The following is a 15,360-nucleotide window of genomic DNA, read 5'->3' as shown; positions in this document are numbered from 1 at the left end:
CCTTGGTTGAGGGAAGGCAATCACTGGCGCGGGGTTGCCAAAGCGTAGGCCCGAAAGCTGCAACAAGAGGGGCCCGAATTGCGGTCACGACAGCCGCCTCCCTCTCCCAAACCCTGTTCGCTAGGCCAGTGTGTGTCGTTGATCTGAACCGGACGGTCTCCGACCTCAGTGCCAAATCGCTTCCCTCTCAATAGGAGTGCGGCTTCTGGCGGATAGTCACTATCGCCGAAAAAGCGGCCTTGGTCTCAGACCAAAGTCTCGACAAAGAGCGACCATAGTGCCGTCGATGGCTGGACGGTTGTCCAGATGATTATGCGACCTAGTCCCCTCGTGCACTGACCCCTGGAACTGCATAATCATCGAAGGGTGGTCCTTGAGGACCGACCAACTGTCTCGGCCATAGCTTCGGCGACGTAAGCAGCCCGCAGCGCACTTCGTTTGTGCGAAGGGCGAAGCTTTGTCCAGGGCGAAGGGCAACTTTGGGGAGGGTGTTATGGTACAATTCATTCGTTCAGATCTGGATTTCATCCTGCAGCAAATCATTATTGCGGAGCGCAATGCTAACGGCGAGAGCCTCACCGACATCCTGCCAAACGCCGAGGTGCCCCTGGGCCTCCGGACCGTCGACGGATCTTTCAACAATCTGGTTCATCCCGAATTCGGCGCCGCAGATCTGGCTTTCCCGCGCCTTACCGACCCATCCTTTCAGGCCGCGGAGAGCGGCACGAGCTATGCGACACCGGGAACGACGGTTGTGGATTCCGAGCCGCGCACGATCAGCAACCTGATCGTCGATCAGACGGACAACAACCCGGCAGCTCAGGCCGCAGCCGCCCAGACGCCCGGATCAAGCGTCGTCATGAGCCCCGGGCTGGACGGTCTGTTCGGTACAGCTGACGACACTCCAGTCAACTTCATCCCGAACGTCACCGCTGATGCAGGCCTGTCGGCGCCGTTCAACGCCTGGATGACCTTCTTCGGCCAGTTCTTCGACCATGGACTCGATCTGGTGACCAAGAGCCAGAGCCAGACCGAAGTTGTCTTCATCCCGTTGAAACCGGATGATCCTCTTTTCAGCACGGCGCCTGGCGCTCTTAATTTCATGGTCCTGCAACGAGCTGCGGGCGGACTGGACGCGACCAACACGACTTCACCCTTCGTCGATCAGAGCCAGACCTACGCCTCGAACCCCTCGCACCAGGTATTCCTGCGCGCCTATGAGCTGAATGCCAATGGCGATCCCGTGGCGACTGGCGAACTTATTACCAACCGCAATCTCGGGGCGGACGGCCTGTTCGGGACCGGCGACGATGTCGAGATCGGTGGCATGGCAACCTGGGCCGTGGTGAAGGCACAGGCTCGCGACATCCTCGGCATCAATCTCACCGATGCTGATGTCGGCAATGTGCCGGTTCTGGCTGTCGATGCCTATGGGAATTTCATCAAGGGGCCGAACGGGATGCCGCTGGTCATGATGACCGACGGTTCCTTCACCGAGGGCAACCTGGCCGCGCCGATCAGCCTCGCCGGCGCGGCCCGCACCGGCCATGCCTTCCTGAACGACATCGCGCACAATGCCGATCCCACCGGCAAGACCCCGGATGCGGACAACATCGTCAACACCGGCCCGCTTGCTGCCGGCCAATACGACAATGAGCTTCTCGACGCGCACTACATCGCCGGCGACGGCCGTGTGAACGAGAACATTGGCCTTACCGCCGTGCACGCTGTGTTCCACTCCGAGCATAACCGGCTGGTCGAGCAGACCAAGGACACGGTGCTGACATCCGGCGATCTTGCGTTTCTCAAGCAATGGCTGATTCCCGATACAGGGCCAGACACCTTCCCGACTACATCGGAAGAGATCGCCGCCCTGCAGTGGAATGGCGAACGCCTATTCCAGGCTGCGAGATTCGGCACGGAGATGCAGTATCAACATCTTGTGTTCGAGGAGTTCGCTCGCACAGTCCAGCCTCAGGTCGATGAATTTCTAGCGCCGAACGGCTACGATACCACGATCAACCCGGCGATTCTTGCCGAGTTCGCACATACGGTCTACCGCTTTGGCCATTCTATGCTGACCGAGACGGTCGATCGCCTGGATCCAAACTTCAATACCGTCGGTGGCGACCCGCAACTCGGCCTGATCGCGGCGTTCCTCAATCCGCTTGCCTATGCCAATAGTGGCCTGACGCCCGAACAGGCGACCGGCGCGATCGTTCGCGGTGTAACCCGCCAGGTTGGCAACGAGATCGACGAATTCGTCACCGAGGCATTGCGCAACAACCTGCTTGGCCTGCCGCTCGACCTGCCGGCGCTGAATATCGCGCGCGGCCGTGACACCGGCATTCCCTCGTTCAACAACGCGCGGGCCGAATTCTTCGCCATGACCGGCGACAGCCAGCTCAAGCCTTATATCAGCTGGGCCGACTTTGCCGATCATCTCAAGCACGCGGAGTCGCTGATCAACTTCATCGCGGCCTATGGCACGCATCCGTTGATCACCAGCGCGACGACATTGGTCGACAAGCGCGCGATTGCGACCGCGATCGTCCTTGGCGGAGCCGGAGCTCCGGGCGACCGCTTAGATTTCCTGAACGCCACCGGCGCCTATGCCGGTGGCTCGCTTGGCGGCCTCAACGACGTCGATTTCTGGATCGGCGGCCTTGCGGAAGAAAAAATGCCGTTTGGCGGCATGCTCGGCTCGACCTTCAACTTCGTCTTCGAGACCCAGCTTGAATCGCTGCAGAACGGGGACCGCTTCTACTATCTGTCGCGCACGGCTGGCATGCATTTCGGCACTGAGCTGGAAAACAACTCCTTTGCCAAGCTGGTGATGCTGAATAGCGACGCGACGCATCTGCCGAACGCGATCTTCACAACACCTGCCTTCACGCTCGAAGTCGACCAAACACGGCAGCACACCGGGCTCGGTGCCGATGGCCGCGCGGATCCGACCGGCGGTCTCGAGATCAATGGCATCGAAGTTGTTCCTCTTGTTATTCGCGACAATCCGGCGACGGGTGGAGTGGACACGAACTATCTCCACTACACGGGCGAGGACCATGTCGTTCTCGGTGGTACGGCTGGCGATGACATCATCATCTCGAGCGAAGGCGACGACACTCTTTATGGCGATGGCGGCAATGACAGGCTCGAGGGGGGCGCGGGTAACGACACAATTCTCGGCGGCGACGGCGACGACATCCTGTCCGACTCGTTTGGCGACAATCGCATTGAAGGCGGCGCCGGCAACGACGTCATTGTCGTCGGCAGCATGTCGGTTCTTGGCAACCTGATCCTCGGCGGTGACGGCCAGGACTTCATCATCACCACGGAAGACATCTCGACGACGTTCGGCGGCACCGGCGACGACTTCATCCTCGGTGCCAAGACCAATCTGCCGCCGACCGGCAATGAAGGCGACGACTGGATCGAAATGGGTACTCAGGACGGAGCGCCCGGCGACAACTTCTCGCCTGTGCTGGCCGACGACGTGATCGGCAACGACATCTTCATCGGTGGCGGCGGCTTCGACGAAATGATCGGCGAAGGCGGCGACGATATCTTCACCGGCAGCGACGCCCAGGACAAGATGGACGGGATGTCGGGTTTCGACTGGGTCACCTATCTGAATGACCGCTTCGGCGTGACCGTTGACCTGACGCTGGCTGCGTTGGCGCAACCACACGGCGCACCGGCGACCAACATCGGCGCTTTCCAGCCCATCGGCGCTTCGCCTGCTTCGATCCTCGACCGTTTCGCGGAGGTGGAAGGCCTGTCAGGTTCGAGGTATGCCGACGTACTGCGCGGCGACGACGTTGACGCCGTCACGATCGTCAACCATGGAGGCGCCACCGGAGGCGCACTGACCAACGTTGCACTCATCGACCAACTCGACGCGCTGCTCGGGGGTGCCGGGCTGTCGACGACGGGATTTGCGACCGGCAACATCATCCTCGGTGGTGACGGCAGCGACATCATCGAGGGCCGCGGCGGCGACGATCTGATCGATGGCGACAAGTGGCTGAACGTGCGTATCGGCGTCTATGCGGCCGATGACATAAATCACACCGGCACGCCGATTGCCTCATTCGACAACATGGTCCAGTTGATGCCGTTCATGCTGGCGGGCACCTACAATCCGGGCCAATTGCATGCGATCCGCGAGATCATGGATGGCAGCTCGACCGGCGGAAACGCCTTCGACACGGCCGTCTTCTCGGGCAACAGGGCCGACTATACCGTCACCATCGACGACAGGGGAACGGCAGACTTCAGCGACGACATCGTAACGGTCGCCGACAGTGTGGTTGCCCGCGATGGCACGGATACGCTGACCCATATCGAGCGGCTGCAATTCGCGGATGAGGCCCAGGTCGTCGTACCCGGCCTCAACGCGGAACCGGTTGGATTGCTTGAGATTCGCGATGCTACAACGCATGCCGCAGACGGCACACCGACAGCCGGCCAGTTGCTTGAGGTGTCGATTGCCGGCGTGACCGATGGAGACAATCCCGATTCTGGGGCAATCACCGAGTCCGTCTCCTACTACTGGCAAGTCGATCGCAATGGCGATGGCGTCTTTGAAGACATCATCCTCCTGCCAGCGGGCGACCTTGCTTTCCTGAGCGCGGATGGCGTCAACTTCCGCGTGACGCCAGACCTTGTTGGCTTGCCTATCCGTGTCAAGGCCTACTACCAGGACGCCCATGGTGTGACGGAAACGGTCTTCTCGGCACCGACTGCAGCGATCGCCGCTGCACCTGTCGTCCCGCCGACCGTCGCAGCTCCGCTCAACGAAGTCACCGCCGGCGGCGCCGGCATTCATATGGCGGTCTCCGACCTGCAGTTCATTCTTGATCAGATCAAGATTGCCGAAGCCCACGCGCACGGTGCGAGCCTCCTGTCACTGATCCCGAACGTTCGCTCGCCGCTTGGGCTGCGTGCTGTCGACGGCTCAAACAACAACCTCGTGCACCTCAACGGTATCGACCAGAGCGAATTCGGGGCGGCCGACAACACGTTCCCGCGGGTGGTACCACCGAACTTCCTGGACGAGCAGGATGAAAGTCCATTCAGCCTGGGACCAGGCGGGCCGCCGCCCGTCACCAACACCAACTACAATTCATCGATCAGTGTCGTCGATTCGGATCCGCGCACGATCAGCAATCTCGTCGTTGACCAGACCGCCAACAACCCGGCGGCCTACGCTGCCGCGTTCGATCCGGGCCTCAACGGCCAACTTGACTTCGGCGCACCGGGTAATGACGACGTCCTGAAAGACGGCGTCTCGATCGTCAAAAGCCCGGGAATCGACGGTCTCTTCGGCACGGCTGATGACAAAGACGTATTCAAGATCGACGCGGTCGCGCCTGACGTAGGCCTCTCGGCACCTTTCAATTCCTGGTTCACGTTCTTTGGTCAGTTCTTCGACCACGGACTTGACCTCGTCACCAAGGGGGGGAACGGCACCATCTACATTCCCCTGCAGCCGGACGATCCGCTTTATGTCCCCGGCGGCAATTCGAACTTCATGGTGGTGACGCGGGCGACGCAAGCAGGCCCAGACGGCATCCTGCTCGACAACCCGGCGACCGCCGTTGACGAATCCGCCGACAATACCCACGCTGGCACCAACACTACGACGCCATTTGTCGACCAGAACCAGACCTATTCCTCGCATCCATCGCACCAGGTATTCCTGCGTGCCTACAGTCTGGACGGTACCGGGGCGCACGCCACCGGCAAGCTGATCACCAACTGGGATCTCGGCGCGGATGGTCACTTCGGCGGCGGTGATGATCGCGAGATCGGCGGCATGGCGACCTGGAAGGTTGTCAAGGCACAGGCGAACGACATCCTTGGCATCAATCTCACCGATGCAGACTTCGACAACGTGCCTCTGCTGGCCACCGACGCCTACGGCAATTTCATTCGCGGGCCGAATGGCTTCCCGCAGGTCGTGATGAAGGGGGCTGACGGCATCGGCGGGACGAGTGACGACGTCCTTGTCGAGGGTAATCCTCTTGCGCCGATCTCGCTTGCCAATGCCGTGCGCACCGGCCACGCCTTCCTCAACGATATCGCGCATAACGCCGTGCCGGTGTTCAATGCCGGTGTTCTCGCGCCCGATGCCGATACGGATACCGGAAATGCCGTTCCCGTCGGACCGGGAGGCAACAACCTTGCTTACGACAACGAACTGCTCGACGCCCATTACATCGCCGGCGACGGACGCGTGAACGAGAACATCGGCCTCACCGCCGTGCACTCGATCTTCCACCACGAACACAACCGGCTGGTCGACCAGACCAAGGAAACGGTCCTCGCGGCCAACAACCTCGACTTCCTCAAGGAATGGCTGGTTGAAGGTACCGGACCAGCTGCCTTCCCGACGACACCTACAGAGATAGCGGCCCTGCAGTGGGACGGCGAACGCCTGTTCCAGGCAGCCAAATTCGGCACCGAGATGCAGTACCAGCATCTGGTGTTCGAGGAGTTCGCGCGCACCATTCAGCCGAATGTCGACCTGTTCTTCGCCCCGACGCAGGTCTATGACGCCGACCTCGACCCGTCGATCGTGGCCGAGTTCGCCCATACCGTCTATCGTTTCGGCCATTCGATGCTGACCGAGACGGTCGACCGCTACGATGAGAATTTCAACGTTGTGGGCGATGGAAACCCGACCGAAGCCGGCAATCAGCAGACCGGCCTGATCGCAGCCTTCCTGAACCCGCTGGCTTTCGCCGCGAGCGGGACCACTCCGGAGGATGCAACCAGCGCTATCGTACGCGGCGTCACCCGCCAGGTCGGCAACGAGATCGACGAGTTCGTGACCGAAGCGCTTCGCAACAATCTGCTTGGTTTGCCCCTCGACTTGCCGGCGATCAACATCGCGCGTGGCCGCGATGTCGGCATTCCCTCGCTGAATGCCGTTCGCCGCGACATCTACCGGCAGACCGGAAACTCCGACCTTAAGCCGTACACGAGCTGGGCCGACCTGGTGCAGCACCTGAAGCACGCGGAATCGGTGATCAATTTCATTGCCGCCTACGGCACGCACGACTCGATCACCACTGCCACGACAACGGCGGCCAAGCGCGCGGCAGCTACACTCCTCGTGCTCGGCGGAGCTGGCGAACCTGCCGACCGGCTCGACTTCCTCAACTCCACCGGTACCTGGGCGAGCCTCGCTAACGGCGTGACCACCACAGGTCTCGACGCCATCGATCTGTGGATCGGCGGCCTTGCCGAGGAGAAGAACCCGTTCGGGGGCATGCTCGGTTCGACCTTCAACTTCATCTTCGAGAACCAGCTCGAAAAGCTGCAGGACGGCGACCGCTTCTATTATCTGGAACGCACCGCGGGCCTGGCCTTCAACGCCGAGCTGGAGGGGAATTCGTTCGCCAAGCTCATCATGGCTAACACAAGCGCGACGCACCTGTCGGCACTTGTCTTTTCGACGCCGACCTGGACACTCGAGGTCGATCCGACCAAACAGTTCACCGGGCTTGGCGCGGACGGTCGCGCTGACCCGACAGAAGGAGGCACGGATCTCAATCCGCTGGTCGTTCGCGACAATCCCGACACTGCCGGGCCTGACAGCAACTACATCAAGTATACCGGCGAAGACCACATCGTGCTTGGCGGCACCAACCCTGGCAGCCTCGCCAATCCGAGTGGCAACGACATACTGATCTCGGGTGCCGGCGACGACACCGTTTATGGCGACGGAGGTAACGACCGCATTGAAGGCGGCTACGGCAACGACCAGCTTCGCGGCGGTGACGGGAACGACATCATCACCGACATCGGCGGCGACGACAACATCCAGGGTGGCGACGGCGACGACGTGATCCAGGGCGGCAACGGCGTCAACCTGATCATCGGCGGCTTCGGCAGCGACTTCATCATCACCGGAGAGGACGCCTCGGAAGCAATTGGCGGCCAGGGCAACGACTTCATCCTGGGCAGCAAGGCCAACGAACAGGATATGGGCAATGAGGGTGATGACTGGATCGAGAAAGGAACGTCGGACGGAGCGCCTGGCGACAATTTCGACCCGCTTGGCAACGACCCGATCATCGGCAACGACGTCTTCATCGGCGACGGTGAAAACGACAAGTTCAATGCCGAAGGCGGCGACGACATCATGGTCGGCAAGACCGGCTTCGGTGACCGCTACATCGGCGGCTCCGGCTACGACTGGGCCGACTTCAAGGACAACGAACGCGGCGTCTACATCGACATCTCGGATCGCTTCTTCGACTCGCCCCAGATGCCGGGTTCGCAAACGCCGCTGATCCGTTTCGATATAGTCGAAGGCATCTCCGGCTCGCATTTTGGCGACGTGCTGCACGGCAACGACGTCGACGCTGCAGCCCTGCCCACAGAAGGCGCAACGGGCAGCGTGCTGACCAACATCGCGCTGATCAACGGTTTGCAGGAGCTGCTCGATACAGCCTACGCGGCCGATCTCGCGCCCGGGGCACACAAGACTTTCTACGACGGCGGCAATATCATCCTTGGCGGTGACGGAAGTGACATCATCGAGGGTCGCGGCGGCGACGACGTCATCGACGGCGACAAGTGGCTGAACGTCCGCATCGCCGTCTACGCGGCAGGCGACACCAACCACACCGGCCCGGAAATTGCCTCCTTCGACAGCATGGCCGATCTGGAATTCCAGGCGAGGATGCTGGATGGCACGTGGAGCCCTGGCCAGTTGAACATCGTGCGTGAGATCAAGACCGGCACGGCCGCCTTTGACACGGCGGTTTTCTCGGGCAGGCAGGCGAACTACACGATCACGACGGTCGGTGGTCTGACGACGGTGACGGACAATGTCGGCACCGACGGCACCGACCGGTTGACGAACATCGAGCGGCTGCAGTTCTCCGATGGCTCGGTCTTGCTCCCGAATGCGGCTCCCGGCGTTACGAATGCTGCGCCTTCCGGCGTGATGTCGATCCTCGACGGTGTAACACCTGTCGAGACGGCTGCTGCCGGTACGGTATTGACGGTGTCGTTTGCTGGAATCACGGATGCCGACAATGTGAGCGCCACCAATCCGACCGGGACAATCACCGGACCAGTCGACTATTTCTGGCAGGTCGAGACGGTTCCCGGATCCGGCGTCTACGAGGACATCCTTACCTTCGGTGCCGGCGAGGTGGAGCGTGCCCATGGCACGAGCTTCACGGTGACTGACGGGGAGGCAGGGCTTAACCTGCGTGTGCGTGCCCTCTACCAGGACGGCCATGGGACGTTGGAGCAGATCTATTCGGCGCTGCCGCCAATACCTGGTGTTGGCGTGACCCTGGTCGGCACGCGTGCTGCTGACACACTCACAGGCACAGCGTTTGCAGACACGATCACCGGCGACCGAGGCGATGATATCATCCTTGGCCTTGGCGGCAGTGATACGATCGACGCAGGCCGCGGGGCCGATACTGTCGACGGAGGCGACGGCGACGATACCATCCTCGGCGATCGCGACAACGACATTCTCAATGGCGGTGCTGGGGACGACACGATCGACGGCGGCCGTGGTGACGACATCATCAATGGCGGTCCGGGCAATGACACGATCCTTGGGGATCGCGGAAATGACCTGATCATCGTTGGCTCCACCGACGGACGTGACATTATCGACGGCGGTCGCGACACCGATACCGTCCAGATCGTGGGCGACGCGACTACCGAGAACTTCAAGGTCTATGCCAGCGCCGATGCAATCGCGGCCGGCATCACGATTGCGGCAGCGACCCAGATCGTGATCACGCGCAATGATGTGGTCGTCGCGGAACTTGCGAATATCGAGGAGATCCAGATCACCGGCGGTGGTGGTGGCGATACGTTCCAGGTCATCGGCAATTTCGCTCCGACCACATTGCTTACCAGCACCATCACAATCGACGGCTCGGCCGGTGACGATACAGTGGACATCAGTTCGCTGACGTCAGCACACCGGATCGTGTTCACCTCGAACGGCGGCCATGACACCATCGTCGGCACTCTGCGTCCGCAGGACGTGATTAAGCTTGCACCAGGTTCGACCCTGGCTGATTACACATCGACGACGGCCAATGGCATGACCACGATGTCGAACGGCACGCACTCGGTCACCTTTGCCAGCGCCGGCACGCCGACCTTTGAGGCCGGCTCCGGTTCCGGCTCCGGCAGCGGCGGCGACACCGGTGGAAACGGTGGCGGCGGCAATGGTGGAGGCGGCGGCAACGACAATCCCGGAGGCAGTGGCGCCTTCCATCTGACGGCCAGCGATCTCACGGCCCTGAAGAACCTGGTGAACGGCCTTCCGGGCGGCGAAGACAATGACGCGGTCGGCATTCGTGACCTCGAAGGCACCGGCAACAATCGCGCGCATGCCGACTATGGATCTGCCGATCAGCCCTTCATCCGTCTCACGGGTGCGCATTTCGGGGATTACAACGACACCATCCACAACCGGGATATCAACCCGCTTTTCAACGGGCTGGATCCGCGTGCGATCAGCAATGCGCTCGGCACCCAGGAACCAAACCTGCCGACCAGTGCCGAACACGCCAACAGCCTGTTCATGGCGTTTGGCCAGTATTTCGACCATGGACTCGACTTCCTGCCGAAGGGTGGCAACGGCACGATCCAGATCGGTGCAGCAGGTGCCGGACATACGCCTGGTACCGACAATCCGGCGGATCTGACCCGCGGAACGGTCTCCGGCTTCGATGCCAACGGCATTCCGGAGAACCTCAACAAGACCTCGCCCTTTGCCGACCAGAACCAGGCTTACGGCTCCGATGAGCTCGTCGGTCAGTTCCTCAGGGAAGGCGACGGTCATGGTGGGTTCAGCGGTCGGCTCTTGGCCGGTGCACCCGATCCATCCAACCCGGACTTCAACCTGCTGCCCAACCTGCGTGAACTGATCATGCATCACTGGGCCAACAACACGGTCTTTACGGCAGCTTCGTTGCCGGGTGGCCATATTGCCTTCCGCGACTACTTCGCCGGTCTGGTGGATGCTACCGGACACATCGATGAGACGATGCTGCCGCAGATGACGAAGAACTTCATGGGCAGCGGTTTTGCACTGCTGCTCGACACAAACCCCTTCATCAGCCTGCTCGATCACTATGTGGCCGGCGATGGACGGGCCAACGAGAACGTTGCCCTGACGGCGATCCATACCATCTGGGCACGCAACCATAACTTCCATGTGGCCGGGTTGCTGGAGGCTGGTTTCGCCGGTACGGCCGAGGAACTCTTCCAGGCCGCCAAGGTGATCAACGAGGCCGAATACCAGCGTGTCGTCTATACCGAGTTTGCCGACAAGCTGCTCGGTGGGATGAAGGGTGACGGCGAGCATGGCTTCAACGAGTACAACCCCGACGTCGATGCCCGCGTGTCGCACGAATTCGCGACGGCGGCCTATCGCTTCGGCCACTCGCTGATCGGCCAGAACCTGACCGTTATGGATGCGCAAGGCCATCCGACCCAGGTTGCACTGTTCGACGCCTTCCTCAATCCGACGAATGACGTCAGCGCGTTCACTGCCCCGTTGCCTCCCGGCTACGTGCCACAACCGGGTTATGAACAGCTCGGAATCAACGGCATCCTTGCCGGTGGCGTCGTGCAGCCGGCAGAAGAAGTCGATGTCAACCTCGTTGATGCTGTGCGCAACGATCTTGTCCGCAGCAGCGCTGACGTGTTCGCCTTCGACGTTGCCCGCGAATGGGATGTGGGCCTCGGCTCGATGAACCAGATCCGCGCGGATCTCCTGGCATCGACCGATCCCTATGTGCACGAGGCTGTCGGCTTCGCCGGCGACCTCAACCCTTATACGTCCTGGGAGGACTTCCAGACCCGCAACGGCCTGTCGGACACTGTCATCAACCAGTTCCGCCAAGCCTATCCGGACCTCGTACTGCAGGCGGGCGACATTGCGAAATTCAAGCAGATCAATCCCAATATTGACGTCGCGATGCAGCCGGATGGCACTGGCGTCGTCAAGGGCATAGACCGTGTCGACTTATTCGTCGGCGGCCTTGCCGAGAAGCACATCAACGGCGGTGTCGTCGGGCAGACATTCTGGGTCATCCTGCACGAACAACTGGACCGCATTCAGGAAGGCGATCGCCTCTACTACCTCGACCGCGTGGAAAACCTCGACTTCTACGACATCGTTGAAGAACAGGGCTTTGCCGCGATCATTGCACGCAACACCGGGCTGACTGGCCTGCCCGAAGACATCTTCGGAACCAACCAGCAGGATAATCAGGGTGGTGGCGATGATGGTCAAACCGGTGGGGGCGATGATGGCCAGACTGGTGGTGGCGATGATGGCCAGACCGGTGGTGGCGATGATGGCCAGACCGGCGGTGGCGACGATGGCCAGACCGGTGGTGGCGATGATGGCCAGACCGGCGGTGGCGACGATGGCCAGACCGGCGGGGGCGATGATGGCCAGACCGGTGGTGGCGATGATGGCCAGACCGGTGGTGGCGACGGTGGCGGCAACGGTGGCGGTGACGATGATGGCCAAAACCAGGGCGGCGGCGATGACGATGGCTCCGGTGACGGCGGCACGGATCCGCTTCCTGTTGCGGCTCGGACATTGATCGGGACTGTTGCTGGGGATGTTCTGATTGGGGCGGCTGGTGCCGATACGATCCTTGCCGGTGGTGGTGGGGATATCGTTGCCGGCGATGCGGGCAATGACATCCTGCGCGGCGAGGACGGCGACGATGTGGTGACGGCCGGCGACGGCAACGACAGTGTCACTGGTGGAGCCGGCGATGACGAGCTGCATGGCGGGGCCGGCGACGACATGCTGTTCGGCAATGCCGGCAAGGACATGATCCATGGCGAAGCGGGCAACGACTTCATCGAGGGCGGGGCCGGCGAGGATCAGGTCTGGGCTGGTGACGGCGACGACACGGTGATCGCCTCGGCCGGTGACGGCGACGACCAGTACTGGGGCGGCTATGGCAACGACACGCTGGACTATGCGGTGGCGACGGCGAACCTGACGGTCGACCTTGGCAACGGCTTCATGCAGCGTGGCCAGGTGTCGGGCGGCAGCACCGGGACGGATGTGGTCTACGGCTTCGAGAACGTCATCACCGGTTCCGGCCACGACACGATCACGGCCACGGCTGCGGTCAACGTCATGGACGGCGGGCTCGGCAACGACACCTTCCGCTTCCTGTCGGCAGGGGCGGCCAATGGCGACGTGATCCACGGCTTCCAGCCCGGCGACAAGATCGACTTTGCGGCGATCGACGCCAACAGCGGGATGGATGGGGTGCAGCACTTCTCGCTGGCCTCTGGTGGTGCGCTGACGGCGGCCGGCCAGGTGGTGGTGACGCACGAGGTGCTGAACGGCGACGAGTTCACGGTGATCCACGGCAATGTCGACAGCAACACCGATGCCGACTTCGTGCTGATGCTGAAGGGCAACTACAACCTGACGGCCAGCGACTTCAACGGCGTCTCTTGAGGGGTCGAGCGCGCCTCCCCGACCGGGCTTCCCGGTCGGGGTTTTATTCAGGCTTATATCTTCCGACATCCGGGTTTGTCGCGCGGTTCCCGAATGATGCGAGCCGCGCGTCCGCATTTCGCTTCACCCGCGCCGCCAGGGGACGACCGTGGCGGCGCAAGTGCTCACAAAACCTCATGGCTTACCGCTCACTGCCTTCCAGCATGTCGAGCCGATGGTCCGTCCCTTCGGTCCACGCCGGCAGCGAACCGGATGCCGTGACGAACCTTTCGGCGACATAAGCGTCGGCCTTGGTGGAAAGGTGTCGGTAAAGCTTCGCGAACAACCGCCTTGCCGCGCCCCCTGGCCAGTTGTCCGGGAGTGCCGAGACCGGCAATCTCGGGTCATGCAGGTGAACGGTGCGGAAGCGATGGACGAGGAGCAGGCGCATTGTCAGCGCTGTGGCTGGCGGCACGTTGAGAGTGGAAAGGCCGTCAAACTGCGCCAGGAACACCTTATAGGCTTCTTCGTGCGCCGACAGATCCCAATACTGGGACGCGAAATCCCTCAGCGCCTTCGGGTCGTCCGGCGAATTCGCCCGGAATACGAGGCCTGCAACTGCTGTTGCCATCACATGCGCGGGGCCGACGGCCAAGCGGTTGTTGATGCGCGCGTGACCGGATCGCTTTAGCATCTGCATTGCATCTTCGACTGCTTCCCCAGTGACGTGGACGAATTGCCATCCGTCGTCCTCGGGTGCGCCGAACAGTACGCGTGCCGCAGCGGCGAATTCGCTTCCTGCCGATTCTGACAAGCGGTAGTAACTACGTCGACCTTCCCTTTCCCCTGACAATTGACCGGCAGCAACGAGGCGGGAGACGGCGGTGCGCACCAGCGTTTCGCTGATGCCGACGCCTGCGCAGGTCTCGATCAAATTTCCGATCCAGGCAATGCCGCCGCGCGGCTCTACGACATCGCCGTAGATCGTCACGATGAAACCCGCGGCCTTCAGCGGGGTTTCCTCGAGAATCCGCTTTATCAACCCACTTGCTTCTGCATGTGCCGAATTCGCCGCTGCCGTCACCGGTTCCTCCTTGGGTGGTGGAACTGCGACTATCATATTGCGACGACCGTTTGCACCCTCGTCGTGGACGAAGGCGCAGACGGCAAGCGCCGATCAGTGTTGATGGTTTTTCATTTTCCCATGCCAGCGCATATCACGGCTCCCGGATTGCGCTGTCGAGCCCGCGCAGGATGGGATAGAGGAAGTAGGAGATGACCGTGCGGCGCCCGACCATGATCTCGGCTGACACCGTCATGCCTGGAAGCAGGCGGACGGGTTCGTCCGACCCTTTCAACCTTGGATCTGCCAGCGGGATGCGGGCCTTGAAGTAGGGAGCCGCAGTTTGGGTCGCAGCCTCCTGCTGTGTTGGCGTGAAGGCGTCGCGGCTCACGGTCCTGACTGTTCCAGATGCGGTTCCGAACTTTTGGAACGGATAGGCATCGAACTTGATGCGAGCTTCCTTGCCGGTCGTGATACGACCGATGTCGCGGGTATTGACCGAGACCTCCGCCTCAATCGGCACATTGAGCGGAACGAGGGTGACGATCGGCTCCGCCTCACGCACCACGGAGCCGACCGAGCGCGCGGCGAGATCAAGCACGACCGCATCGGCGGGCGCCGTCATCGCCACCATGTCCCGCCGCAGCTCCATCTTCTTCACTTCCTCGGAGGCAGTATCGCGCTGACTGCGCAGATCGACGAGTTGCTCCATGGCCGCGCGCCGGAAGTCTTCGATGAACGCCTGTCTATCCGCCTTCAGCTTGGCGAAGGTATGCTCTGCCTCATCTGCCCGGCCCTGGACAGCGCTAAGACTGGT

3 protein-coding genes are annotated in these 15,360 nt (G+C 61.7%); 1 reads left to right on the top strand and 2 read right to left on the bottom strand.

Annotated features, from left to right (window positions below; genetic code table 11):
- Positions 1-493 precede the first annotated feature (493 nt).
- Positions 494-13,501, top strand: coding sequence for a peroxidase family protein (locus FHT76_RS35385; RefSeq protein ID WP_310503302.1), 13,008 nt, complete (start codon positions 494-496; stop codon positions 13,499-13,501).
- 181 nt (positions 13,502-13,682) lie between these two features.
- Here the strand turns inward: FHT76_RS35385 and FHT76_RS35375 are convergent, their stop codons facing one another.
- Together FHT76_RS35375 and FHT76_RS35370 are read right to left on the bottom strand one after the other, a co-directional pair.
- Positions 13,683-14,564 carry a PaaX family transcriptional regulator C-terminal domain-containing protein gene (locus tag FHT76_RS35375; protein WP_259186347.1) on the bottom strand — a complete coding sequence of 294 codons (882 nt, stop codon included), beginning with the start codon at positions 14,562-14,564 and terminating at the stop codon, positions 13,683-13,685.
- Positions 14,565-14,697: 133 nt separating this feature from the next.
- On the bottom strand, positions 14,698-15,360 hold a 663-nt coding region (locus FHT76_RS35370; protein ID WP_259186344.1), incomplete at its 5' end, for an HlyD family efflux transporter periplasmic adaptor subunit.

Source organism: Rhizobium sp. BK176 (assembly GCF_024808055.1).
The sequence above is the reverse complement of the archived record's forward strand: the minus strand, read 5'-3'. Positions and strand labels throughout refer to the sequence as shown.